Source organism: Methylobacterium sp. Ger2507 (assembly GCF_055231875.1).
Window position 1 is genome coordinate 2,110,085 of the sequence record NZ_JBUYVC010000001.1, and the last position, 23,526, is coordinate 2,133,610.

The window sequence follows — 23,526 nt, forward strand, 5'->3', positions numbered from 1 at the left end:
GATCTTGCCCGGATCAGGCGTCTGGTTCGCGTCCGATCGATTCGCGGGTGATCGATTCGACACTGCGGACACCGTCGCGGCGACGCAGCCGTTCCGCGAACGCATCGACCGCGCGTCGGTCGACATGCACCAGAGACAGTGTGACCTCGTCGAAACCCTCTGGTATTCCCCGAGCGATTTCAGTCTGCCGCAGCTTCGCCGCGCAGGGTCCCGCCAGCACGCGGATCATCTCCATCGTGAGGGCGCCGTGGGCGGCGACGATCCGCAGATCGTGCTTCTGGCGACGGGCGCGATACCGCTCCTCGAACGGCTTCATCCCGGCCAGGATCGCCAGCACGATGGCGGTGGTCGCTATCGCCGGCACGAACAGCCCGCCGCCGGACGCCAAGCCGATCGCCGCCACCGCCCAGAGGCTGGCCGCCGTCGTCAGTCCCTTCACCACCTCGCCGCGCAGCAGGATGGTACCGGCTCCGAGAAAGCCAATGCCTGAAACGACTTGCGCGGCGACACGGGACGGATCGAGCGTGATGTTCGGCTGTCCCAGAACGTCCGAAAAGCCGAAGGCCGAGACGATCATCAGTAGGGATGAGCCAACGCAGACCAGCATATGGGTCCGCATGCCGGCCGCCCAGATCAGCCGCTCCCGCTCGAATCCGATGACGCTTCCCAGGAGGGCGGCGACCAGCAGACGGCCGATCATGTCGATATTGCTCAGCATGCCCGACAATCAACGTGCCAGGAGACCAACATGGAGGAAGACTTGCTGCGCCGCTGCAACCGGTCCACCGCCAAACCAGCTACTTGTCAGGCTTCTCCGTCAGGATCGCGCCGGTCTTCGGGTCGGCGTGGAACTGCATCTTCATGCCGTTCTTCACGCCTTCGCCTTCCCAGTGGCCGTCATCGGCCTCGAATTCGGTGATACTGGAGTATCCCGCCGCCATCAGCTTCTGCTTCACCTGATCGGCGGGCATCCAGTCGGGACCTGGCGTGTCGGCCAGCGCACCGGTCGCTGCCCCGGTGCTCAGCGTCACGGCGAGGAGGAGTGCCGAAAAACGGATCATGGATCACCTCTGGATCAGTGCTGTCTGATCCAACCGGGTGCAAAACGTCCGGTTCCGGACGGATCAGGTCTCGTCCGATCCCGCAAACACGCGCGCAATCTCAGCCTCGCCGAGGATGCGGTGCTCGCCGGGTGCCAGATCCTCCGGTAGGGCGAGACCACCGACGCGGTCCCGATGCAGCGCGGTGACGTGGTTGCCGATGGCCGCGAACATGCGCCGGACCTGATGGTAGCGCCCCTCGTGCAGGGTCACCACGGCGCCGGTCTCGTCTTCAGCGACGAACTCGACGGGCAGCAACGGCTTGTCTTCGCCGTCGAGCATCAGGGTCCCGGAGGCGAAAACCGCTTCCTCGTTGCCCTTGAGGGGTCGATCGAGGGTGACGCGGTAGCGTTTCGCGACATTGGCCTTGGGCGCGATGATCCGGTGCAGCAACGCGCCGTCATCGGTGAGGAGCAACAGGCCCGAGGTCTCCTTGTCGAGGCGTCCGACCGTCGACAGTGCCGGATCGCGCCGGCGCCAGCGCTCCGGCAGCAGAGCATAGACGAGGGGGCCTGCCTCCTTGTGTGAGCAGGTGACGCCCAGGGGCTTGTGCAGCATCAGGGTCAGCCCTGGCGGAGGATCGAGGGGGGCGCCATCGACCGTCATCCGCTGCGCCAAATCCGGCGTAACCGGGATGCGCTGGTCGGCGTCGCGCAGCGGCGCACCGTCGAGGACGACAAGCCCGGCCCGGGTTAGGAGCGCGATCTCGCGGCGGGAGCCGTAACCCATATTCGCCAGCAGCCGATCGAGGCGTGCGTGAACGATCTTCGGCGGTTTCGTCACCGGCGGGCCTCGTAGATCTTGTAGCCTCCCGCCGAGGCTTTCAGTGCCACGCTCTTGAAGGCCGCGTTCAGGGGCGCCTCGTAGGGCAGGTGGGTGTTGGCCGTCAGCCAGAGAGTGCCACCGGGTCGCAGCGCTTCCGCGGCTCGGGCGATGAAGGCTTGGCCCAGGGCCTGGTCTTCCGCCCCCCCGTCATGGAAGGGCGGGTTCATCACCACGAAATCCAGACGGCTCAGCCCGAGGCCACCGGCGCGGATATCCGCCCAACGCAGGCTCGCGCGCGGATCGCCGACGTTGCGGCGGGCCATCTCGATGGCGCGCCGGTCGATGTCGATCAGGGTCAGCTCCGTCACCTTCGGCGCAGCCAGAATCGCCCGGGCCAAAATGCCGAGGCCGCAGCCGAAATCGGCGCCGGTACCTGCGAGCGGCGGGAGGTTCGCCAGCAGGAGAGCCGTACCAGGATCGAGGCGGTCATAGGAGAAGATCCCGGCCTGGGTGCAGAGGGCGAGATTGTCGATGTGACGCGGCCCGCCCTCGAGAATGGCCTCGTCAAGTCCGGTAAGGTTCTCGGGGCACGCGACCGTGCAGATCCGATGATGGCGGCGCGCATTTTCCTGCACCGCGCAGCCGAAGCCGGTGAGTTCCTTGGCCAGCCGGCTTCCCCCGCGATCCTTCGGCGCCAGAGCCGTGAGGACTCCGCCCGGCTTCAGGGCTTTCAGGGCGAGAGCCAGGACGTAGCGCCGCTCGATCGTGCCGGCCGGTGCCAGCATACCGAGTCGGTCGAGGCTATGAGGCGCGACATCTTCCAAGCGCGCCGCGCCCGGAACCAACGGCGAGACTTGCACGGCAGTGTCGGGCACCTCCACCAGTTCCAGCGGCGGCGCGCCGTAAACGGCTTCCGAGACAGGCATTGTGGACATCGTAACGGGATCCGGCGCGACGGCGCGCGCGCCTCGACGGCTCAGGGCGTGACAGGAAAGCGGGAGGCCCGGCCCACCAGGCGACAAGAATCGCCGCCGGGGTCGGTCTCCCATTCTCTTAGCCCATGCTCAGCCGCGCGGGAACTCCAGACCCATCTCTCGGTATCGGGCCGGATCGTCGGCCCAGTTCTCTCGTACCTTCACGTGCAGGAAGAGGTGTACCGTCTGCTCGGCCGCTTCCGCGATTTCGAGACGCGCCGCTTGTCCGATGGCCTTGATGGTCTGCCCGCCCTTGCCGAGAACGATGGAGCGCTGGCTCTCGCGCTCGACGAAAATAGTCTGCTCGATACGCACGGACCCGTCCGGACGCGGCTGCCACTGGTCGGTCTCGACGGTGGAGCGGTAGGGCAGTTCCTCGTGCAGGCGGTCGTAGAGCTTTTCGCGGGTGATCTCCGCCGCCAGCATGCGGATCGGCGCATCCGAGACCTGATCCTCCGGGTAGAGCCAGGGACTCTTCGGCATCATGCCGGCCAGCGTCGATTTCAGTGTCTCGATGCCATCGCCGTTCAGCGCAGAGACCATGAAGGTGTGTTCGAAGGAGATACGCTCGTTCAGCGAGGCCGCCAGGGCGAGTAGCCGATCTCGGGGAATCAGGTCGATCTTGTTCAAGATCAGAACCTTCGGGCGCTTCACGTCGGGAAGCTTGGCGAGAATCGCATCGACCTCTTCGGTGACGCCCTTGCGCGCATCGATCAGCAAGCAGACCGCATCCGCGTCCGAGGCTCCACTCCAGGCCGAATGGACCATGGCGCGATCGAGGCGGCGTTTGGGTGCGAAGATCCCGGGCGTATCGACCAGAATGATCTGCGCGGTCTCATGCATGACGATGCCGCGCACGAGGGCGCGGGTGGTCTGCACTTTCCGCGACACGATCGAGACCTTCGTGCCAACGAGGCTGTTCAGAAGGGTCGACTTGCCTGCGTTGGGGATACCGATCAGCGCGACGAAGCCGGCCGTGGTATTCTCCGGCATCGTCACGGCCGGCAGCGGGATCAGCGGCGGCGGCGCGAAATCGTCGTCGAAGTCGTGATCATCTTCAGGCATCGGAGGCGTGTCCTTCATCGACGTCCGCCGACGTCTCCTTGGATCGGGCCGGATCGGGGCCGGTTATCTCGCGCTCGAGCACGAGGCGGGCGGCCTCCTGCTCGGCGAGGCGTTTCGAGGGACCGACGCCGATACCGACCTCGAGCCCCTCGACGCGCACCGCGATATGGAACACCGGCGCATGGTCGGGACCCGAGCGCTCGACCACGTCGTAGACTGGGATCGGCAGAGCGCGGGCCATAGCCCATTCCTGAAGCGACGATTTGGCATCGCGACCGCGCGGAGCGGCGGTGTCGGTGTCCGGCGTGAAGGCCGCGTTGACGATCGCCTTGGCGACCTCGTAGCCGGCGTCGAGGAACACTGCACCGAGGATCGATTCGCAGACGTCGGCCAGGATGGTCTGGTTGCGACGTCCACCACTCTGGACCTCGCCGGGGCCAAGTGCGAGGTGCGGACCGACGTCCCAGCTCGTCGCGACGGACGCACAGGTTTCACGCCGCACAAGCCCCGCAAGGCGTCGCGACAGCTCGCCCTCGTCGGCGCCCGGGAAGGCCTCGTAGAGGAGGTCGCCGATGGCAAGCCCGAGGACGCGGTCGCCGAGGAATTCCAGGCGTTGGTAGCTGCCGAGTCGGCCGTTCCCCCCGGCCTTACTCACGTGCGTCAGGGCGTGGAGCAGGAGCTTCGGATTGGCAAAAGCGTGTCCGATCCGCGCCTCGAGTACCGCGAGGTCGGGCTTCGGACGGGGCGCGCGCCGCGCCCGGCTGGAGGGACGCGCCTCTTCGGTCACAATGCGTAACGTCCTAATGGATGGCCGTGAACAGCCGGTTCCAGCGAACCTTCGCCGGCCAGTTCCAGATCTGCCACGCCGGCGTGCCCTCGTCGATGGAGAAGAAGATCATCTCCGCCCGTCCTACGAAATTTTCGAATGGCACGAAGCCGACACTGGCGAGATCGCGCGAATCCGTCGAGTTGTCGCGATTGTCGCCCATCATGAAGAAGCGCCCCTGCGGCACGGTGTAGGGCTCGGTATTGTCCCAGTAGCCGTTATCGCCATCGCGCTCGATGACGCGGTGGGTAATCCCGTTGGGCAGGGTTTCGAGGTATTGTTCCGCCTTGGCTTGTTCGCCGTAGGGGCCCGTCGTCTCGAAAGGTGCGATCTTCTCACGCTTCACCAGTACGTCGTTGATGTAGAGGAGGCCGGCTTTCATCTGGATCTTGTCACCCGGCAAACCGATCACGCGCTTGATGTAATCGGTGGAATTGTCCTTCGGCAGTTTGAAGACGGCGATGTCGCCCCTCTTCGGCTCCGCCGCCCAGATCCTTCCGTCGGCCGTGAAGGGCAGGTATTCGCTCAAGGGTAACGAATATTTCGAATATCCGTAGGAATATTTTGATACAAACAGATAGTCGCCGATCAGAAGCGTCGGCACGAGGGAGCCCGAAGGGATGTTGAAGGGCTGGAAGAGGAGCGTTCGAACCACCAGCGCGATGAGAAGCGCCTGACCGCCGACCTTCAGCGTCTCCTTGATGCTCGCCCAGGTGCTGGTATCAGCAGCCTTCAGGTCACGCTTTGTCTGCTGATCCACGTGGGCACGTTCCATCTGGCTGCCATCTCCGGTCCGACGCGCGCACCCGGATTCCGGGCGACTTCCGTCGTTGACGGTCGACCGGCGGCATAGACCATGCGGATAGGCGCCGCAACGCACGCGACTTCACGGCTGAGTTCCGGGCGTGCTGTCCGGCACTGCCTCGATGATCACGAAGGCCTGTGCCAGAGGGGGGTCATCCGTGAGCGTGATGTGGAGTTTGGGCCGGTGACCGACCGGCATGAGCGCCGCCAAGTGCTCGGCCGCCGCTCCGGTGAGCCGGAGGGTCGGGCGTCCGCCCGGTAGATTGACGACCTCCATGTCGCGCCAGAACACTCCTTGCGCGATACCGGTGCCGAGGGCTTTGGAGCAGGCCTCCTTGGCCGCGAAACGCCGGGCATAGGACGGAGCGCGCGCCGCGCGAGCATCGCACTTGGCCCGCTCCGCTTCGGTGAAGATCCGGTGGGTGAAGCGTTCGCCGTAGCGCTCCAGCGACTTCTCGATCCGCCGGATGTCGCAAAGGTCGGAGCCGATGCCGACGATCATGCGCGTGCCTCTTCCATGGCCGCGCGCATATCGCGGATCGCTTGGCCCAAGCCAACGAAGATAGCTTCGCCGATGAGGGCATGACCAATGTTCAATTCGGCGATCTCGCGCAGGGCGGCCACCGGCCCGACGCTTTCGAGAGCGAGTCCGTGGCCGGCATGGATCTCAAGCCCGATGCCAAAGCCATAGGCTGCCGCCTTGGTAATCCGCGCGAGCTCTCGCGCGGTCCTGGCCGTATTCCCCTCGGCAACCGCGTCGCAGTAGCTGCCGGTGTGAAGCTCCACGACGGGTGCACCCAGGCGCTTGGCAGTGTCCAACACGGCCAAGTCTGGCTCGACAAAAAGCGACACGCGGATGCCTGCCGCAGCGAGGCGTGCGATGCGAGGCCTCAGTGAATCCTGAGCCCCGATGATGTCGAGCCCGCCCTCGGTGGTACGCTCCTCGCGCTTTTCGGGCACGAGGCAGGCGGCGTGTGGCCTCAATCGGGTTGCCAGCTCGATCATCTCGTCGGTGGCGGCCATCTCGAAGTTGAGCGGAATCGTGAGGGTGCGGGCGAGTGTCTCCATATCGGCGTCGCGGATGTGCCGGCGATCCTCACGCAGGTGTGCGGTGATGCCGTCGGCTCCTGCCGCGACCGATTCGCGAGCGGCACGGATCGGATCAGGAGCCGTCCCGCCGCGGGCATTCCGGACTGTGGCCACGTGATCGATATTGACGCCGAGCCGGAGACGATCTGAAGGCAGGGCACGGGATGACATCGCGGATAGCTCCGAAGGGGATCGCTGCACTCTGATGGAAGGGCGCGTGCGTCACTACATAGGAGATGCTGGGTCGCAGGGGATATGACGCGCGATGGGATTTCTTGACGGACTGCTCGGCCATGGCAGCGACCTCTCGCCCGGGGAGGTGAACGAGCAACTGGCTGGAGTTCTCACGGAGGGCGAGCCGGTTCAGATCGCCTTCCGGATCATTCGCGACCTGGTCGTCTTCACGGACCGCCGCCTGATCCTTGTGGATAAGCAGGGCATTACAGGTCGCAAAGTCTCGTACCTGACAGTCCCCTATCGGGCGATCACCTCTTTCTCGGTGGAGACTGCGGGAAGCTTCAACCTTGAGTCCGAACTCGCGATCTGGGTCTCGGGTCGAGCCGAGCCGATCCGCAAGACCTTGAAGCGGGGCGCCAACATACTGGGAATTCAGCAGGCCATCGCTGCATCGATCCGCTGATGCCGTCCTGTATCCGATGCGTTTCCCCTGAGAGGAACTGGCCGGGGAAATCTTGCCTCAGCGTGCGGTCTCTGGTAAGGCCCCGCCCATTCCACACGCGGAGTCGGCCTCATGCCTGAATGAGGCGTTTCCGGTGGTCGTTGCCCTTAGGCGCGATCGCTTCCTCCGCGGCGGTACCAACCGGAGAGTACAAAGACATGGCCGTTGATTTTACCATGCGTCAGCTTCTCGAGGCCGGCGCCCACTTCGGACACCAGGCCCATCGCTGGAACCCGAAAATGCAGTCCTACATCTTCGGGACGCGCAACAATATCCACATCATCGATCTCGCGCAGACCGTGCCGGCCCTCCATCAGGCTCTTCAGGCGGTGAGCGACACCGTGGCCAAGGGCGGCCGCGTGCTGTTCGTCGGCACGAAGCGCCAGGCAGCTGACACCATTGCGGAAGCGGCTAAGCGCTCGGCCCAGTACTACGTCAACTCCCGCTGGCTCGGCGGCATGCTCACCAACTGGAAGACCATCTCGGGCTCGATCCAGCGCCTGCGCAAGGTTGACGAGACCCTCGACGGCGGGGCCCAGGGCCTTACCAAGAAGGAGCGTCTGATGCTGGCCCGTGAGAAGGACAAGCTTGAGAAGGCCCTCGGCGGCATCAAGGATATGGGTGGCGTGCCTGATCTTCTGTTCGTGATCGACACGAATAAGGAGCAACTCGCGATCAAGGAGGCCCAGCGTCTTGGTATCCCGGTGGCAGCCATCGTTGACACCAACTGCAACCCGGACGGCATCACCTACGTCGTGCCGGCCAACGATGACGCGGGCCGCGCCATCGCGCTGTATTGCGACCTGATCGCTCGTGCTGCCATTGACGGCATCTCGCGCGGCCAGGGCTCGATGGGTATCGATCTCGGTGCTTCCGAGGAGCCGGTCGCCGAGGAGCTTCCGGCCAACGACGACGCGGCGGCTTCCGTCGAGTCCGGTTCGGTCACGCAAGCCGACGTCGCTGCCCTTGTGGAGTCGACCGAGCACTTCGAACTGCTTTCGGCCCCTCGCGGTGCTCCGGACGATCTGTCCAAGCTCCATGGCGCTGGTCCGCAGATCGTTCAGAAGCTCAACGAGGCGGGAATCTATCACTACTGGCAGCTTGCTGCGATGAGCGCGGATGATGTCGCCAAGGTCGATGCCGATCTGAAGCTGAACGGCCGCATCGGGCGCGATGGCTGGGTCGATCAGGCTCGCGGCTTCGTCGAGGCCGCTGCCGCCGCCTGATCCCGCATCGGCGGCCCGTCATTGGGCCGCCATCGGCAGATCCGACAATTGAAGCTGAAGCCCGGTGCTTTCCGAGAGCGCCGGGCTCATTCGCTTCCAGAGTGTCTTGCCCACCAAACACGACGCGTTTCGCCGGACACAAGTTTCGCACGACCCGCGTTTCATCACACTTCGTATTTCATACGACACGGAAAGGACCGGCCATGGCCAACATCACCGCCGCACTGGTGAAAGAGCTCCGCGAAAAGACCGGCGCGGGCATGATGGACTGCAAGGGCGCTCTGAACGAGACCGACGGCGACATCGAAGCCGCGGTCGATTGGCTGCGCAAGAAGGGCCTCGCCAAGGCCGCCAAGAAGGCTGGCCGCGTGGCCGCTGAGGGCCTTGTCGCCGTCGAGTCGGCGGGGCACCATGCCGCGATCGTAGAGGTGAATTCGGAGACCGATTTCGTCGCCCGCAATGACAGCTTCCAGGCTTTCGTTCGTGAAGCCGCCAAACTTGCGCTGAACACCGACGGCACGCTGGAAGGCCTTGAGGCCGCCACGTTCCCGGGTGCGACGACTACGGTTAAGGAAAGTCTCGCCAACCTCATCGCCACTATCGGCGAGAACATGACTCTGCGCCGAGTTGCTAAGCTCGACGTGACCAAGGGCATTATCGCCTCTTACGTCCATGGCCAGGTGGTCGAGGGTCTTGGCAAGATCGGCGTGCTCGTCGCGCTCGAGTCCGAGGGCGATGTCGAGGTGCTCTCCACCCTCGGCCGCCAGATCGCCATGCACGTTGCCGCCACCAACCCGGTGGCTCTCGATGCTGCTGGCGTCGATCAGGGTACGCTCGACCGCGAGATTAACATCTTGCGTGAGAAAAACGCCGGTAAGCCCGAGAACGTGCTCGCCAAGATCGTCGAGAGCGGCCTGAAGAGCTACTACAAGGAGGTGACCCTCCTGGAGCAGCCCTTCGTCCACGACGGCTCCAAGACGATCAGCCAAGTTCTGAAGGAAGCCGAGGGCAAGGCTGGTTCGCCGGTCAAGCTCACTGCGTTCGTGCGTTATGCGCTCGGCGAGGGTATCGAGAAGGACGAGGGGCCGGATTTCGCGGCTGAAGTCGCGAGCCTTTCACGCTGATCTGAAATTTCGAGCATTTTTTGCTTCGGAAATGAGAGGGGCAGCGGCAAGGATGCCGCTGCCCCTCGACGTTGAGGCCTCCGTTGGGCTAGACACCCCCCGCTTCCGATTGGCTCTCCGACCTGATCCAGGCCGGATTAGAGGGGACTGGCTCGATGCCGGAGACCGCACCGTTTCGCCGCGTACTCGTGAAGCTCTCGGGCGAGGCGCTGGCTGCTCCCGATGGCTATTGGCTTCACCCGCCGACGCTCGCGGGCATCGCCGACGACATCGCCCGCACGCGCGAGGCCGGCTTTCAAATCGCGCTGGTGGTGGGAGGTGGCAACATGATCCGCGGTGCCCGTATCTCGGCGGCTGGTTGGATCGACCGGGCTACTGGTGATTCCCTGGGCATGATGGCCACGGTGATGAACTCACTGGCTCTGGAAACGGCCCTGAATGCTGCGGGCGTGCCGGCACGCACCATGTCCGCCGTCTCAATGCCGACCATCTGCGAAACTTTTGCGCGTCAGCCTGCCCTGCACCACCTCGACAAGGGTCAGGTTATCGTCCTTGCCGGGGGCACCGGTAATCCCTTCTTCACGACCGATACCGCTGCCGTACTCCGCGCCGCCGAGTTGCGCTGTGACGCGGTGCTGAAGGCGACCCAGGTGGACGGGGTCTATTCCGCCGATCCGAAGCGCGACCCGACCGCGACACGATACGATCGTCTGACCCATGATGAAGCGATCGCTCGCGACTTGAAAGTGATGGACACCGCGGCCTTCGCGCTGGCTCGCGAAAGCCGCCTTTCGATCGTGGTCGGCTCCATCCATGCCCCGAGTTCGGTCCTGGCTATTTTGACCGGTTCGGCGCCGGCCACGCAGGTTGTCCCTCAGACCACGACTGACACTGCGCGAGGGTAGACACGCAGCGACGGCAATCAGAAATCTTGTCGATCATTTCAGCGCTGATGCCTCGAAGCACTTTTTTCGATCAATGCCATCAAGGTCGCTGATATTATCGAACAATTTTTTCTCAAATGACGGGGTGCGTTTGCTTGGTTGACGGCGCTATCTGCATGAGTCCGACGGAATGACATGTTAGAAATTCGACGCTCTTGCCTGGAGCTGGAAGCGTATCTCTAGCCGAGAAGCCGCTGAATTCCTGAACTGAGTGGCTATGATGAATGTCGCAATCTGTTCCGGATCATGACAGCTTTCGCGACAGCAATTCTTGCAGTCGCCGCGGATTGATCGGTTTGGGTCTTATGACGAGGTGGGACGGCAGCGATGGATTCTGCTTCGGGCTGACCCCGACGCATAAGCGCCGTAGCCCCATTTGCGGCCTCTCTGATTTTGGTTCATTGAGGCGCACGAACGGGCCTTCGTGGCTCGGCCCCCAATTTCCCCTAGTTCGCGTCGGGATAGTCCAGCATGGCAGCCATTCCAGAATTCGACCTGAATGACATCAAGCGCCGTATGCAGGGTGCCGTAGCCTCGCTGAAGGGCGATCTCGGGTCGCTCCGTACCGGCCGCGCCACGCCGAGCATCCTCGATCCGATCCAGGTCGATGCCTACGGCGCCATGATGCCGATGGCTCAGGTCGCAACCGTGAGCGTTCCCGAGCCCCGCCTTCTCAGCATCTCGGTCTGGGATCGCGGCATGATCGGTGCCGTCGAGAAGGCCATCCGGGAATCTGACCTGGGCATGAATCCGCAAACCGAAGGTCAGACCATCCGCCTGCGTGTTCCTGAGATGAACGAGCAGCGCCGCAAGGAAATGGTCAAGGTCGCGCACAAGTACACGGAGGAGGCTCGCGTTGCGGTCCGCCATGTCCGGCGTGATGGGCTCGACCATCTGAAGAAGCTGGAGAAGGACGGCGCCATCAGCGAGGATGATGAGAAGCGTCAGGCCGGCGAAGTCCAGAAGGCCACCGATCAGTTCATTGCCGAGATCGACGGTGTGCTCGCCGCCAAGGAGAAGGAGATCATGCAGGTCTAGGATTCGCTGGTCCGGGTTCGAGATCACGTGTGATCGACACGAAAGACGGTTGGGGGAGAAGCGCGTTGGGTCGCTCAGAAGGCGCGCGTCAGATCGAGGCGGCAAGGGTGCACGGCGTTGAATCGTCTAGTCGTGAGCCCGCGGATGGTGCCACGACGGTCTATGCAGGCTCTCATCAATCCAAGGCAGGTCTGCAAACCGCGCCGGCTCATGTCGCCATCATCATGGACGGGAATGGTCGCTGGGCGGCAAGTCGTGGCCTGCCCCGCGTCGAAGGTCATCGCCGTGGTGTCGACGCGGTCCGGCGCGCGGTGCGTTCGGCGATCGAACTGGGCGTGCACTTTCTGACCATCTACAGCTTCTCATCCGAGAATTGGCGCCGCCCGCCGGCCGAGGTCGCCGACCTCATGGGCTTGTTGAAGCTTTTCGTCCGCCGCGATCTCGGCGACCTGCACGGGAACAACGTTCGGGTCCGCATCATCGGCGAGCGTGAGGGCCTCAGTTCCGACATTGCTGGGCTCCTGGACGAAGCGGAGTGCCGCACGCAGGCTAATACCGGGCTCACCTTGATCGTAGCCTTCAACTATGGCGGTCGTCAGGAAATCCTTCGGGCGGTTCGAAATCTTGCACGGTCCGTGGCCGAAGGCGCCCTTGCGCCGGACGCCATCGATCTGGATGTCCTGACAGGCGCCCTCGACACCACCGGGATACCGGATCCGGATCTCGTCATCCGCACGTCGGGGGAGCAGCGGTTGTCGAATTTCCTGACCTGGCAGACAGCTTATGCGGAATACGTGATCGTCCCTGAATTCTGGCCAGACTTCGATCATGCAGCGTTCCACGCTGCAATCGAGGAATATCATCGCCGTGACCGCCGCTTCGGCGGCCTGAGTGGCAAGGTCGGGTAATCGTGGTGCCTGAAGAGGCGGCTCCCGCCTCCCGGCGCGGACTTTTTGCCAGCCGAGAGTTCCGGGCTCGCCTCGTCTCGGCAATCTTGCTCGGCGCTATCGTCATTTCGGCGCTGATCCTTGGCGGCTGGCCGTTCGCAATGATCTGGCTCGCCGCAGGCATCGTGTTTGCCGCCGAGTGGATCGGCATGAGCGCGATCGCGCCGCGGCGCCTCGTTCTCTCGGTGACGGCCGCAACCCTGTTCGGCCTCGTTCTCTGTCTTCATGGCGACGTTGCTCCGCTGCCAATGATCGTGGTGGGACTCGTTGGGGCCAGTCTCGTGACGGCCATCGCAAAGGAACCTGCCGGACGCCTTCGTGCCTTGGGCGGCCTCGCCAGCGCCGCTGTGATCGCTCTGGTGCCGACAGCTCTGCGCGATGATCCCGGGATCGGGATTCTGGGTCCCGCCTGGATGTTCGCCGTGGTCTGGTCCACCGATATCATCGCCTACTTCACGGGGCGGACATTCGGCGGCCCGAAGCTGATGCCGCGGGTCAGCCCGAAGAAGACGTGGTCCGGTGCCATCGGTGGGCTGGCCGCAGGAACGCTCGCTGGAGTAGCGCTCGTGCTGATCGCCCGAGACCATGGCTGGAGCAGTCTTTCGACGACATCGCTTGCCGTCGTCGCCCTCCTAAGCGCCACAGCCTCGGTTCTCAGCCAAGGCGGTGACCTCGTTGAGTCCGCCCTCAAACGCCGGTACGGCGTGAAGGATTCGGGCCGTGCGATTCCCGGACACGGTGGTGTCATGGACCGTCTCGACGGGTTCTTCGCCGTCGCCATCCTCGCCGGTTTCTATCTTATCGTACGCCGCTTCGTCGCGCCCTGAAGGACCCTCCCGTTGCTGACCGTCACCATTCTCGGCGCCACAGGCTCCATCGGCCAATCGACCATCGACTTGTTGCTTCAGCATCCGGACCGCTTTCGCATCGGCAGCCTCGTAGCCGGGCGCGATGTCGACGCCATTGTTCGGCTCGCAGGTAACCTGCAGCCGGATTTTGTGGCACTCGCCGATGAAGCTGCCGGTCCGGCCCTACGCGACGCGCTCGGTCACACTGGGATCCGCAACGGAGCCGGGGAGGGTGCCGTGCTAGAGGCGGTGGCACGGGATGCCGATATCGTCGTGGCAGCGGTGAGCGGAGCTGCGGGCCTGCGGCCCACGCATGAGGCGCTGAAGCTCGGCCGTACCGTGGCACTTGCCAACAAGGAAAGCCTCGTCTGCGCCGGCGACGCCTTCATGCGGGACGCCAAGCGCTACGGAGCTACTCTGCTGCCAGTGGATTCCGAGCACAACGCTTTGGCTCAAGCTCTCGGTGACGGCCGCCTCGACGATGTGGCTAAGATGACGATCACGGCCTCCGGCGGCCCGTTCCGAACCTGGACCCGTGAGCGTATTGCGAATGCTTCCCCAACGGAGGCGGCTGCCCATCCGACGTGGTCGATGGGCATGAAGATCAACATCGATTCCGCCTCCCTGATGAACAAGGGGCTGGAGTTGATCGAGGCGCACCATCTCTTCGCCCTCGAGCCCAATCGGTTGGATGTGATCGTTCACCCGCAATCCATCGTGCACGGTCTCGTTTACTGGCGGGACGGCGCGGTGACGGCGGGCTTGGCCATGCCAGACATGCGTGTGCCGATCGCCCATTGCCTCGGGCTCGGCGAGCGCTTGTCGATCGCGCGCGGACGCCATCTCGACCTTGCGGCCGCCGGCAGCCTGACCTTCGAAGCAGCCGATGAGATGCGATTCCCCTGCCTGCGCATTGCCCGCGCGGTCCTGGCCGCCGGTGGCGCGGCGCCGACCGTGATGAACGCTGCCAACGAGATTGCGGTGGCGGCGTTCATTCAGGGTGCCATCGGTTTCTACGGCATCGCCGATCTGGTTGAACGCGCCTGTGAATACTTCGCCGGCCAATACAGGACCGCTCCCGAGGACGTCGACGCGGCCCTTGCCATCGACGCCGAGGTTCGGCGTTGGAGCAGCCAGGCCCTCGCGGCGGCCTGAGCGAGGCTGTCAATTTTCTTGGCCGTAGCCTGCTAGGAACACGCGCACCGCCTCTCGGACATTGTGTTCGATCTCTGCTGGAGCGACCCCGTCCCCGGCGTTGAACAGGAGCCGGGTCAGCAAACCGGCCTGACAGATCTGAAGGAATTGGCGCGCGGCGAGATTGGTGTCCGCTGGGCGGAGCCGCGTTGCCGCCACCTGCGCGTCAAGGTAAGCGGCGAGCCGGGTCGTACCCTGCACAGGGCCAGCCTCGAAGAAGGCTTGGCCGAGACGCGGGAATTTCTCGCAGGCACCGATGACCATCCGGACTACGGTGATGTGCTCCGGCCTGACCATTTCGGTGAGATAACTCAGTCCCAGCCGCGTGAGCACGCCTCGCACATTGGGATCGTCGGCATCGAGGCGAAACAGCACCTCGGCAAGCCCGCGCTTTTCGGCCAGCGCCAGCGCCTCGAATAGAGCTTCCTTGCTGTCGAAGTAGACGTAAAGCGTTCCCTTTGAGACGCCAGCCGCTTTGGCGATCTCGCCCATGCTTGCTCCGTCGAAGCCGGAGGCCATGAAGACCGCACGGGCGCCGTTGAGGATCTGCCGACGCTTGTCAGTTTCCGGCATGGTGCGCTCACGCCCATTCATTGGGGCTTCTACGGTCGCCATGAAGTTGATCCTGATTGACCGAACGGTTCAGTCAGAATATCTAAATTTGTTGGAAAGCGCCAGCATGCGCAGTCTCAGCCCAGCATGCGCAGTCTCGGCAATGACCGAACGGTTCGGTCATTGCCGCGGAGGTCAGGATTTTTGCCATGAGCTTGCGCGAAGACGACGCATATCTGCCTAAGCCGCCTCAGCTCGATGCCGTCGGGATGACTGGGAAGCTCTCAGCGGCCGTCCCGCTTGTGCCAAAGACGCCAGCGCTGATCGCGACGGAGCCGACAGACAGGCTGCGGCGCGCGCGCAAGCTGGTATTTGCCACTCTGTTGCTCGCCGGCCTCGGTGGCGCAGCCTACAAGGCGCATCATTGGTGGATGGTGGGACGCTTCTTTGTGACGACCGACGACGCCTACGTGCAGGCCGACATTTCGGTGCTTGCCGCCAAGGTCCCCGGCTATCTTGCGGCAGTGCCGGTTGTGAATGGGCAGATGATGCACAAGGGTGATGTGATCGCGCGGATCGACGATGGCGACTACCGCCTTGCCGCCCAGGCGGCGCATGACAAGCTGGTGACCCAGCAAGCAGCCATCGTCCGCATCGGCCGGCAGGTCGAAGCCGCGCAGGCGCAAATGCTCCAGGCCTCGGCTCAAATCGACGCGAGCAAGGCCGATGCGGTACGAGCAGCGGCCGATTACGCCCGCCAGCAACAGCTCGAGAAGGTCGACTTCGTCGCTAAGGCACGCATCGAACAGGCGCGAGCCGACCGCGACCGGACTGACGCCGCGGTGAAGGGGGCCGAAGCCTCGCTGGTTGCGATGCGCGCCAATGTCGAGGTGCTTCGGGCGCAGGCCCAGGAGGCTGAGGGGCTGGCCGCCGAACTCCGCACGGCCGAGGCGCGGGCGGTTCGCGATCTCGCATTCACGACGATTCGAGCGCCCTTCGACGGCGTCGTCGGCAACAAGGCCGTGGAGGCTGGCGCCTATGTCGCGCCAGGCTCTCGCATCGCTGCCCTGGTGCCCCTCGAGAGCGTTCGCATCGACGCCAATTTCAAGGAGACGCAGGTCGAGCGTATGCATCCAGGCCAGCGCGTCCATATCGCAGTGGATGCCTATCCCGATCGCGACATCCTGGGCGAGGTCGAGTCGCTTTCGCCCGCTTCCGGTTCGGTTTTCAGCCTGCTGCCTCCCGACAACGCCACCGGCAATTTTACGAAGATCGTCCAGCGCCTGCCGGTGCGGGTGCACGTACCGGCGGAGGTCGCTCGCGAGGGAATTCTGCGCCCCGGCCTGTCGGTCACCGTTCGGGTGGATACTCGAGAGGGAAGTGGATCGGCTGGCGGGGACAATCCCGTGCGCACGGCTTCACGGCACTAGAGACGTCCATGACCGCCGATGCCGTCCCGGGGCCGTCCGCCATGGCTACCGAGCCGCCGCTCGATCGCCGTCGAATGGTGGCGTTCGTCTGCATGGTGTTCGGGATGTTCATGGCGATCCTGGACATCCAGATCGTCTCGGCTTCCCTGGCTGAGATCCAGGCTGGTCTGTCGGCCTCGGGTGATGAAATTCCCTGGGTCCAGACCAGTTACCTCATCGCCGAGGTGATCTCGATCCCACTCTCCGGCTTCTTGTCGCGGGTGGTGTCCACGCGATGGATGTTCGTGATCTCGGCCTGTGGCTTCACGCTGATGAGCCTGATGTGCGCGACATCGACCTCGATCAACGAGATGATCATTTGGCGCGCCGCTCAAGGCTTCATCGGCGGCGGTATGATTCCGACGGTCTTCGCGTCGGCCTTCACGATCTTTCCGCCCTCGAAGCGCTCCGTCGTTTCGCCGATGATCGGACTGGTTGCGACGCTTGCTCCCACGATCGGGCCGACAGTCGGCGGCTACCTCACCGACCTGTTCGACTGGCACTGGCTTTTCCTCGTCAACGTCGTGCCAGGCATCTTCGTGACGGTCTCGACCTATCTACTGGTCGATTTCGATGAACCGAACCTTGCCTTGTTTAAGCGCTTCGACTGGTTCGGCCTCGTCTTCATGGCGCTGATGCTCGGCTGCCTCGAATACGTACTGGAAGAAGGGCCGAACCACGACTGGTTGGCCGACGAGGCAGTGTTCGCGAGCGCCGTGGTCTGTCTCATCGCGGGGCCGGCCCTCTTCTGGCGCGCCTTCACGGCCGCCGAGCCGATTGTCGATCTGCGCGCTTTCTCCGACCGCAATTTTACCGCCGGCTGCATCTTCAGCTTCGTCCTCGGCATCGGCCTCTACGGTTTGACCTACCTCTACCCGGTCTATCTCGGACGAGTGCGCGGCTACTCTGCACTGCAGATCGGCGAGACGATGTTCGTCTCAGGGCTGTGCATGTTTGCGACAGCTCCCATCGCGGGCCGTTTCTCGGGGAAGATCGATCCCCGCATCATGATGGGTCTCGGCTTCCTCGGCTTCGCCACCGGGACCTGGATGGTCACCGGCTTGACCAAGGATTGGGACTTCTGGGAATTGCTGGTGCCACAGGTCCTGCGCGGTTGCTCGCTGATGCTGTGCATGATTCCGATCAACAACATCGCTCTTGGAACGCTGCCGCCAGCGCGGATGAAGAACGCGTCCGGGCTCTACAATCTCACCCGCAACCTCGGTGGCGCCGTCGGTCTCGCGCTGATCAACACCGTGTTGAACGACCGCTGGGACCTCCACCTCGCCCGGCTGCACGAACGCTTCACCTGGACGAACACCGCTGTCCTTGAACGACTTGAGATGACGCGCCGGCAATTCGAGGGGTTCGGTGGCAGTGCGGACGCGATGGCTCTGAAAGCGATGATGAACACGGTTCGTCTTCAGGGATTGGTGATGGGCTTCACCGACGTGTTCCTGGTGCTGACCTTCCTGTTCGTGGCGATGGCTTGTGCCGTACCGTTTATTCGGCGGCCGCGTGCGGCAGCGGGCGCAGGGGGCGGCCATTGAGGCAGATGCCCTTTACCAACGGGCTGGGAATGCGGGGATAGACCGACGAAAGGGGTCTGCTGCGACCTCGAATCACGTCCGCCGGGTTTGCGTTCGCGTTCGACGCATCCGATCTGCTACAGCGGGACGACGGCCCCGCGAGAGGCCGAGAGGATCGACGTATGGATTTCCTGAATGCCATGGGCGGCACGGCAACCGGTTTCTTCGGTGCGGTGATTCCCTTCCTGATCGTGCTGAGCATCGTCGTGTTCGTCCACGAGATGGGGCATTTCCTGGTCGGCCGCTGGTGCGGGGTCGGCGTTCACGCGTTCTCCCTCGGCTTCGGACCGGAACTGTTCGGCTTCAACGATCGCCATGGGACGCGGTGGAAACTCTCTGCCATTCCCCTCGGCGGTTACGTCAAGTTTCACGGTGATGCCAACGGCGCCAGCGTTCCCGACCCGGAAGCGGTGGCACGGATGACGGCACGGGAGCGTGCCATCAGCTTTCCAACTCAACCGTTGCCGAAGCGGGCCGCGATCGTAGCGGCTGGGCCCATCGCTAATTTCATCCTCGCCATCGTCCTGTTCTCCGGTGCAATCTATTTCGGTGGCCGTTACGAGACCCCTGCCCGTGTCGAGGCTGTGATCCCAGACAGTGCCGCGGCCCGCGCCGGATTCGAACCCGGCGACGTGATCCGGGCCATCGGCGGATCGAAGATCGATAGCTTCACCGACATGCAGCGCACGGTTTCGGGTGCCGCAGGTTCCAGCCTGACCTTCACGGTCGAACGTGGCGGTGAGACCAGGGAACTGGTCGCCGTGCCGGAGAGCAAGGAGGACGTGACCCCGTTCGGGCGTCATCGTTTCGGGCGGCTCGGCATCCAGGGGCCGAAGGGGACAGAGGCGAAACTTGTGCACTACGGCCCTCTGCAATCGGTGGGCCTGGGCGTCTACGAGACCTATTTCGTCGTTGACCGCACCATAGACTATATCGGCAAGCTCGTGACCGGACGAGAATCCCCCGACCAGCTATCGGGCCCCATCGGGATCGCGCGGGTCTCGGGCGAAGTCGCAAAGGTCGGTGGTATCGGCGGTCTGATCGGCCTGATCGCGCTGCTCTCCGTCTCGATCGGGCTGCTGAACCTGTTCCCCGTACCCTTGCTGGATGGGGGGCATCTGTTGTTTTACGCCTTCGAAGCGATTCGCGGCCGGCCCTTGAGCGAGAGGGCACAGGAAATCGGTTTCCGGATCGGCCTAGCTCTGGTTTTGTTCCTCATGCTGTTCGCTGCGTGGAACGATATCCTCAACCTCGGTGCATCCTGGGGCGCACGTGGGACCTGAGCTTGTCCACCTGATCTTGCGCCTGACCTGAGGACTGTGACGGCGGTCCCGTTGCGAGACACGCAAACGCCTCGATCTTAACCACAATCCCCATTGCGCGCGGAACCTTGCGTTTCGCGTGCAACCGTTTGTTGACCCTATTCGATGATCGGTCCGGGGCGTTAAGTGACCGGAAGGCCACGTCTCCCCAAAATCCCCAGAGTGCGGGACCTGCCGGCGTTTCCTTAACGCAGGAATCCCGATAGAAGCTGAGCTTGGGACCAGGTGTCAGGACGTCCGGAAAACGGACGCCTGACTGCGGGTGCAAACTCGCGCTGAAGATATAAAGAGACGGGCGATTACATGATGTCGATGACGGGGAAGCGCCGGCGTAAGTCGGTGGAACAGACCATCGTCCTAGTCGCCGCGGCGGCCGCTGGCCTCGTTCTCGGTGGAACCGCCCAGGCGCAGCAGATCGTCGTTCAGGGAAACAAGCGTGTCGATGCCGACACCATCCGGTCCTATGTGACCGGCACCGCCTCCGGCTCCCCCGAGGAAGCCCGCCGCAACCTGCTGGCGAGCGGCATGTTCTCCGATGTGAAGGTCTCTCGCAGCGGCGCCAGCACCGTCGTCAGCGTCCGTGAGAACAACCTCATCAATCGGGTTGTGTTCGAGGGTAATAAGAAGATCGAGAAAGCGACCCTTGAGGGCGAGGTCGAGGCCAAAGCGCGCGGCGCTTTCAGCGAGGCTGTTGTTCAGGCCGATATTCAGCGCATCAAGGAAGTCTATCGTCGCGCCGGTCGCGGTACGGCCAAGGTGACCTATCGGACCGTCGACCTGCCGAATGGTCGGCTCGACGTGATCTACGTCATCGAGGAAGGTGACAAGACGGGTATCAAGGCGATCAATTTCGTTGGGAATAGTGCCTACTCGGAATCCAAGCTCCGGGAGCTGATGTCGTCGTCCGAGATGAACTTCCTCAGCTTCATCAAGACATCTGACGTTTACGATCCGGACCGTATCACGAACGACCTCGACATTGTCCGGCGCTACTACCTGAAGAATGGCTACGCCGATTTCCGGGTCGTCAACGCCGATGCGCGCTATGTCGAGGGCGAGGGAGATGCCGGTTGGGTCATCACCGTCACTGTCGACGAAGGCGAACAGTATCGCGTCGGTGCGGTAGCGATCGATTCCCGTCTGCCGGGTCTGGATACGCAGACATTGGACGGCGAGATTCGGTCCCAGGTCGGCGACGTCTACAATGCCGAGGACGTGGAGCGGACTCTTAACGGCGTAACCAATCAGGTCGGCCGCCAGGGCTATCCCTTCGCGCAGGTGCGCCCCACTGGCCAGCGCGACCGTGCAACCCACACCGTGGCTCTTGGCTTCGTGGTGGAGGATGGTCCGCGCGTCTATGTCGAGCGCATCAACATCCGCGGTAACACTCGGACCCGCGACTACGTCATTCGCCGCGAGCTCGATATCACCGAAGGTGACGCCTATAACCGGGTGCTCACCGATCGCGCCGAGCGCCGCCTGAACGGTCTGGGCTTCTTCAAGAAGGTTCGCTTCTCGAACGAGCCGGGTTCCTCGGCCGACCGCGTGATCATCAACATTGATGTCGAGGATCAGCCCACGGGTTCGTTCTCGGTGGCTGGCGGCTACTCCACCCAGGACGGTATCATCGGCGAGGTCTCGGTCTCCGAATCGAACTTCCTGGGTCGTGGTCAGTACGTCCGTGTCGCTGGTACCGGTGGTCAGTACTCGCGCGGTTTCGACTTCTCGTTCACGGAACCGTACTTCCTCGGCTATCGTCTCGCTGCGGGTTTCGATGCCTTCTACAAGTACAGCGACCAGACCCGTTACTCGCGTTACGAGACCACGGTTTATGGTGGGCAGCTTCGTGTCGGCCTCCCAATCACCGAAGAGTTCGGGATTACGCTCCGCTACTCGGTTTACAATACCGAACTCAAGGTTCCGAATACCGTCAAGCGGCCGTATAACGACTGCTCGAACCCGATCCTTGGATACACTGCGATTACAAGAGGTGGACTCGCGACTGGTGCACCAGGCGAGCAAGCTGCCTATCCAGCTTGCGCCCTCGACGGTGAAGCCTCAATCGCGTTGAAGGGATCGCAGGGCAACACCCTGACCTCCCTTGCTGGACTTACGCTCGCCTACTCGACCCTCGACAACCTCGGTTCGCCGCGGAACGGCCTCTACGCCGAACTGAAGCCTGATCTCGCGGGTCTCGGTGGCGACTCGAAGTTCTTCCGCGTGACGGGCGATGCCCGATATTACAAGGAGTTCTACGAGGACGTGGTCGGCTTCGTCCGGTTCCAGGGCGGTCACATCTCAGCTCTGAACGACCAGCCGCTGCGGATCACCGACCAGTTCTTCCTTGGACCGTCGCTCGTCCGCGGCTTCGCGCCGAACGGCATCGGGCCGCGTGACGTCGGCATCAGCGACAGCCGCTCCAACGCGATCGGTGGTTCGACCTACTTCGGCGGAACCGTCGAAGTTCAGTTCCCGCTTCCCGGAGTGCCGCGTGATCTCGGCTTAAAGGGCGCGGTCTTTGCTGATGCTGGTACGCTGTTCGGCTATAACGGTCGGACGCAGTTCAATGTGAACGGCGACAGCTTCATCAACGGTATCGCTCCGGGTGGTGCCTGTAACTTCAACCAGCTTACCATCGGCGTTGAGCCCGAGTGCGTAAACGTTCGTGACAAGATGACGATCCGCTCATCCGTCGGTGCTTCGATTCTGTGGAATTCGCCACTCGGACCGATCCGCTTCGATTATGCTTATGCGCTCTCGAAGGATGAAGGCGTGAAGGCCTACGACGCGAACGGCAGCTATCTGGGACGGGTCGGAAAAGATCAGCTCCAGGCCTTCCGCTTCTCCGGCGGCTCACGCTTCTAAGTCAGAGCGCCGTCTCCTTTTCGGGAGGCGGCGCGTTGTGACCGAATGTCAGATCCGATCTTCTTCTCCGCGACCTCCACCCTCAGCCTCGGCGCCATCGCCGAGGCTGCTGGCGTTTCATTGCCAGCGACGGCTGACTCCAATGCCCTGATTACCGGCGCCGCACCGCTCGAATCCGCGTCGCCGTCTGATGTCGCCTATATGGACAATGCCCGTTACGGCGATGCGCTCGCGAAGACACGTGCAGGGCTCTGCCTCGTTTCCCCACGTTTTGCGCCGCGTGTTCCTTCCGGCACGATCAGTTTGGTTCTTAAAGATCCCTATCGGGTCTATGCAGGGTTATTGGCGCGGCTCCACCCGGATGCGATGCGTCCCGGCTCACTCTTCGGTGCTGCCGGTGTCGCCCCCGGCGCTCACATCCACCCCGAGGCACGCCTCGAGCCCGGCGTACAAATCGATCCCGGTGCGGTCATTGGCCCGGGTGCGGAGATTGGCTCGGGCACGATCATCGGCGCCAATGCGAGCATCGGACAGTCCGTTCGCATTGGACGGGACTGCGCCATCGGGGCCGGTGCGACGTTGACCCATGCGCTGATCGGAAATCGGGTGATTATCCATCCCGGCGCACGTTTGGGCCAGGACGGATTTGGATTCGCGATGGGCCCAGGGGGACACCTGAAGGTGCCGCAGATCGGCCGGGTCATTGTCCAGGATGATGTCGAAATCGGTGCCAATACGACGATCGACCGGGGGGCCAGCCGGGATACAATCATCGGGGAGGGGACGAAGATCGATAACCTTGTACAGATCGCCCACAACGTCGTCATCGGTCGGCACTGCGTCATCGTCTCGGGCGTGGGGATCTCCGGTTCGACCACCCTTGAGGATTATGTTGTCCTTGGCGGACAGGTGGGCGTCGTCGGCCACCTTCGCATCGGAATGGGATCGCAGATCGCCGGTTCGTCCAATGTGAACCGGGACGTTCCTCCTGGAAGTCGATGGGGGGGTACACCCGCGAAGCCGGTCCGAGCGTGGTTCCGTGAACTCACGACCCTGGCACGTCTCGCCGAGCGTTCGACGTCCGGCGACGAACCGGGGAGCTGACG

General features: G+C 63.4%; 23 protein-coding genes. 13 read left to right on the forward strand and 10 right to left on the reverse strand.

What is annotated here, in order from left to right:
* Positions 1-13: 13 nt before the first annotated feature.
* The 9 genes from ACV7NL_RS09800 to ACV7NL_RS09840 all read right to left on the reverse strand — a co-directional run bounded on the left by ACV7NL_RS09800 (position 14) and on the right by ACV7NL_RS09840 (position 6,794).
* Positions 14-718 carry an MgtC/SapB family protein gene (locus ACV7NL_RS09800; RefSeq protein WP_463355539.1) on the reverse strand — a complete coding sequence of 235 codons (705 nt, stop codon included), beginning with the start codon at positions 716-718 and terminating at the stop codon, positions 14-16.
* Positions 719-797: 79 nt separating this feature from the next.
* Complete coding sequence (locus ACV7NL_RS09805; RefSeq protein WP_463355540.1) at positions 798-1,061, reverse strand: PepSY domain-containing protein; 264 nt, start codon at positions 1,059-1,061, stop codon at positions 798-800.
* A 63-nt stretch (positions 1,062-1,124) separates the two neighbouring features.
* Positions 1,125-1,829, reverse strand: a complete 705-nt coding sequence (locus ACV7NL_RS09810) for a pseudouridine synthase (RefSeq protein ID WP_463357095.1) — start codon at positions 1,827-1,829, stop codon at positions 1,125-1,127.
* A gap of 50 nt (positions 1,830-1,879) precedes the next feature.
* On the reverse strand, positions 1,880-2,800 hold the full coding sequence (locus ACV7NL_RS09815; protein WP_463355541.1) for a class I SAM-dependent methyltransferase: 921 nt from the start codon (positions 2,798-2,800) through the stop codon (positions 1,880-1,882).
* Between the two features lie 129 nt (positions 2,801-2,929).
* A complete protein-coding gene (gene era / locus ACV7NL_RS09820; protein ID WP_056190120.1) occupies positions 2,930-3,904 on the reverse strand; it encodes a GTPase Era in 975 nt (324 codons plus the stop codon).
* Positions 3,897-4,691: a ribonuclease III gene (gene rnc, locus ACV7NL_RS09825; RefSeq protein ID WP_056190055.1), complete on the reverse strand. Its 795-nt coding sequence runs from the start codon at positions 4,689-4,691 to the stop codon at positions 3,897-3,899. The genes era and rnc overlap by 8 nt, the downstream gene beginning before the upstream one ends.
* 13 nt (positions 4,692-4,704) lie before the next feature.
* Positions 4,705-5,505, reverse strand: a complete 801-nt coding sequence (gene lepB / locus ACV7NL_RS09830) for a signal peptidase I (RefSeq protein ID WP_463355542.1) — start codon at positions 5,503-5,505, stop codon at positions 4,705-4,707.
* Positions 5,506-5,616: 111 nt separating this feature from the next.
* Positions 5,617-6,036, reverse strand: coding sequence for a holo-ACP synthase (gene acpS, locus ACV7NL_RS09835; RefSeq protein WP_463355543.1), 420 nt, complete (start codon positions 6,034-6,036; stop codon positions 5,617-5,619).
* The gene (locus ACV7NL_RS09840) at positions 6,033-6,794 is read right to left on the reverse strand and encodes a pyridoxine 5'-phosphate synthase (protein ID WP_463355544.1); all 762 of its coding nucleotides are present in this window, start codon (positions 6,792-6,794) and stop codon (positions 6,033-6,035) included. The genes acpS and ACV7NL_RS09840 overlap by 4 nt, the downstream gene beginning before the upstream one ends.
* Positions 6,795-6,888: 94 nt before the next feature.
* Between ACV7NL_RS09840 and ACV7NL_RS09845 the strand changes: the two genes are divergently transcribed.
* The 8 genes from ACV7NL_RS09845 to dxr all read left to right on the forward strand — a co-directional run bounded on the left by ACV7NL_RS09845 (position 6,889) and on the right by dxr (position 14,584).
* A complete protein-coding gene (locus ACV7NL_RS09845; RefSeq protein ID WP_463355545.1) occupies positions 6,889-7,263 on the forward strand; it encodes a PH domain-containing protein in 375 nt (124 codons plus the stop codon).
* 197 nt (positions 7,264-7,460) lie between these two features.
* The gene (locus tag ACV7NL_RS09850; protein ID WP_056190063.1) at positions 7,461-8,528 is read left to right on the forward strand and encodes a 30S ribosomal protein S2; all 1,068 of its coding nucleotides are present in this window, start codon (positions 7,461-7,463) and stop codon (positions 8,526-8,528) included.
* A 203-nt stretch (positions 8,529-8,731) separates the two neighbouring features.
* The gene (tsf, locus tag ACV7NL_RS09855) at positions 8,732-9,652 is read left to right on the forward strand and encodes a translation elongation factor Ts (RefSeq protein WP_463355546.1); all 921 of its coding nucleotides are present in this window, start codon (positions 8,732-8,734) and stop codon (positions 9,650-9,652) included.
* Positions 9,653-9,807: 155 nt separating this feature from the next.
* Entirely contained in the window at positions 9,808-10,557 is a 750-nt protein-coding gene (gene pyrH / locus ACV7NL_RS09860; RefSeq protein ID WP_463355547.1) for a UMP kinase, read from the forward strand.
* Positions 10,558-11,067: 510 nt separating this feature from the next.
* Positions 11,068-11,634, forward strand: coding sequence for a ribosome recycling factor (gene frr, locus ACV7NL_RS09865; RefSeq protein ID WP_056189640.1), 567 nt, complete (start codon positions 11,068-11,070; stop codon positions 11,632-11,634).
* Positions 11,635-11,699: 65 nt separating this feature from the next.
* Positions 11,700-12,542, forward strand: a complete 843-nt coding sequence (locus ACV7NL_RS09870) for an isoprenyl transferase (protein WP_463357096.1) — start codon at positions 11,700-11,702, stop codon at positions 12,540-12,542.
* A gap of 2 nt (positions 12,543-12,544) precedes the next feature.
* Positions 12,545-13,408 carry a phosphatidate cytidylyltransferase gene (locus ACV7NL_RS09875; protein ID WP_463355548.1) on the forward strand — a complete coding sequence of 288 codons (864 nt, stop codon included), beginning with the start codon at positions 12,545-12,547 and terminating at the stop codon, positions 13,406-13,408.
* A 12-nt stretch (positions 13,409-13,420) separates the two neighbouring features.
* On the forward strand, positions 13,421-14,584 hold the full coding sequence (gene dxr, locus ACV7NL_RS09880; protein WP_463355549.1) for a 1-deoxy-D-xylulose-5-phosphate reductoisomerase: 1,164 nt from the start codon (positions 13,421-13,423) through the stop codon (positions 14,582-14,584).
* A gap of 9 nt (positions 14,585-14,593) precedes the next feature.
* On the opposite strand, the gene ACV7NL_RS09885 is transcribed toward dxr, so the two are convergent.
* On the reverse strand, positions 14,594-15,238 hold the full coding sequence (locus ACV7NL_RS09885; RefSeq protein ID WP_463355550.1) for a TetR/AcrR family transcriptional regulator: 645 nt from the start codon (positions 15,236-15,238) through the stop codon (positions 14,594-14,596).
* 146 nt (positions 15,239-15,384) lie between these two features.
* On the opposite strand from ACV7NL_RS09885, the gene ACV7NL_RS09890 reads away from it, so the two are divergent.
* The 5 genes from ACV7NL_RS09890 to lpxD all read left to right on the forward strand — a co-directional run bounded on the left by ACV7NL_RS09890 (position 15,385) and on the right by lpxD (position 23,524).
* Positions 15,385-16,605: an HlyD family secretion protein gene (locus ACV7NL_RS09890; protein ID WP_463355551.1), complete on the forward strand. Its 1,221-nt coding sequence runs from the start codon at positions 15,385-15,387 to the stop codon at positions 16,603-16,605.
* Positions 16,606-16,613: 8 nt separating this feature from the next.
* On the forward strand, positions 16,614-18,194 hold the full coding sequence (locus ACV7NL_RS09895; RefSeq protein ID WP_463355552.1) for a DHA2 family efflux MFS transporter permease subunit: 1,581 nt from the start codon (positions 16,614-16,616) through the stop codon (positions 18,192-18,194).
* Positions 18,195-18,355: 161 nt separating this feature from the next.
* The gene (gene rseP / locus ACV7NL_RS09900; protein ID WP_463355553.1) at positions 18,356-19,516 is read left to right on the forward strand and encodes an RIP metalloprotease RseP; all 1,161 of its coding nucleotides are present in this window, start codon (positions 18,356-18,358) and stop codon (positions 19,514-19,516) included.
* A 342-nt stretch (positions 19,517-19,858) separates the two neighbouring features.
* Positions 19,859-22,420, forward strand: a complete 2,562-nt coding sequence (gene bamA, locus ACV7NL_RS09905; protein WP_056478948.1) for an outer membrane protein assembly factor BamA — start codon at positions 19,859-19,861, stop codon at positions 22,418-22,420.
* A 45-nt stretch (positions 22,421-22,465) separates the two neighbouring features.
* Complete coding sequence (gene lpxD / locus ACV7NL_RS09910) at positions 22,466-23,524, forward strand: UDP-3-O-(3-hydroxymyristoyl)glucosamine N-acyltransferase (RefSeq protein WP_463355554.1); 1,059 nt, start codon at positions 22,466-22,468, stop codon at positions 23,522-23,524.
* Positions 23,525-23,526 lie beyond the last annotated feature (2 nt).

What these genes read in the sequence shown, in the direction of transcription:
- ACV7NL_RS09800 (WP_463355539.1), bottom strand. Translation starts at nt 718, where the DNA reads ATGCTGAGCAATATCGACATGATCGGCCGTCTGCTGGTCGCCGCCCTC.
- ACV7NL_RS09805 (WP_463355540.1), bottom strand. Translation starts at nt 1,061, where the DNA reads ATGATCCGTTTTTCGGCACTCCTCCTCGCCGTGACGCTGAGCACCGGG.
- ACV7NL_RS09810 (WP_463357095.1), bottom strand. Translation starts at nt 1,829, where the DNA reads ATGGGTTACGGCTCCCGCCGCGAGATCGCGCTCCTAACCCGGGCCGGG.
- ACV7NL_RS09815 (WP_463355541.1), bottom strand. Translation starts at nt 2,800, where the DNA reads ATGTCCACAATGCCTGTCTCGGAAGCCGTTTACGGCGCGCCGCCGCTG.
- era (WP_056190120.1), bottom strand. Translation starts at nt 3,904, where the DNA reads ATGCCTGAAGATGATCACGACTTCGACGACGATTTCGCGCCGCCGCCG.
- lepB (WP_463355542.1), bottom strand. Translation starts at nt 5,505, where the DNA reads ATGGAACGTGCCCACGTGGATCAGCAGACAAAGCGTGACCTGAAGGCT.
- acpS (WP_463355543.1), bottom strand. Translation starts at nt 6,036, where the DNA reads ATGATCGTCGGCATCGGCTCCGACCTTTGCGACATCCGGCGGATCGAG.
- ACV7NL_RS09840 (WP_463355544.1), bottom strand. Translation starts at nt 6,794, where the DNA reads ATGTCATCCCGTGCCCTGCCTTCAGATCGTCTCCGGCTCGGCGTCAAT.
- ACV7NL_RS09845 (WP_463355545.1), top strand. Translation starts at nt 6,889, where the DNA reads ATGGGATTTCTTGACGGACTGCTCGGCCATGGCAGCGACCTCTCGCCC.
- ACV7NL_RS09850 (WP_056190063.1), top strand. Translation starts at nt 7,461, where the DNA reads ATGGCCGTTGATTTTACCATGCGTCAGCTTCTCGAGGCCGGCGCCCAC.
- tsf (WP_463355546.1), top strand. Translation starts at nt 8,732, where the DNA reads ATGGCCAACATCACCGCCGCACTGGTGAAAGAGCTCCGCGAAAAGACC.
- pyrH (WP_463355547.1), top strand. Translation starts at nt 9,808, where the DNA reads ATGCCGGAGACCGCACCGTTTCGCCGCGTACTCGTGAAGCTCTCGGGC.
- frr (WP_056189640.1), top strand. Translation starts at nt 11,068, where the DNA reads ATGGCAGCCATTCCAGAATTCGACCTGAATGACATCAAGCGCCGTATG.
- ACV7NL_RS09885 (WP_463355550.1), bottom strand. Translation starts at nt 15,238, where the DNA reads ATGGCGACCGTAGAAGCCCCAATGAATGGGCGTGAGCGCACCATGCCG.
- ACV7NL_RS09890 (WP_463355551.1), top strand. Translation starts at nt 15,385, where the DNA reads ATGAGCTTGCGCGAAGACGACGCATATCTGCCTAAGCCGCCTCAGCTC.
- ACV7NL_RS09895 (WP_463355552.1), top strand. Translation starts at nt 16,614, where the DNA reads ATGACCGCCGATGCCGTCCCGGGGCCGTCCGCCATGGCTACCGAGCCG.
- rseP (WP_463355553.1), top strand. Translation starts at nt 18,356, where the DNA reads ATGGATTTCCTGAATGCCATGGGCGGCACGGCAACCGGTTTCTTCGGT.
- bamA (WP_056478948.1), top strand. Translation starts at nt 19,859, where the DNA reads ATGATGTCGATGACGGGGAAGCGCCGGCGTAAGTCGGTGGAACAGACC.
- lpxD (WP_463355554.1), top strand. Translation starts at nt 22,466, where the DNA reads ATGTCAGATCCGATCTTCTTCTCCGCGACCTCCACCCTCAGCCTCGGC.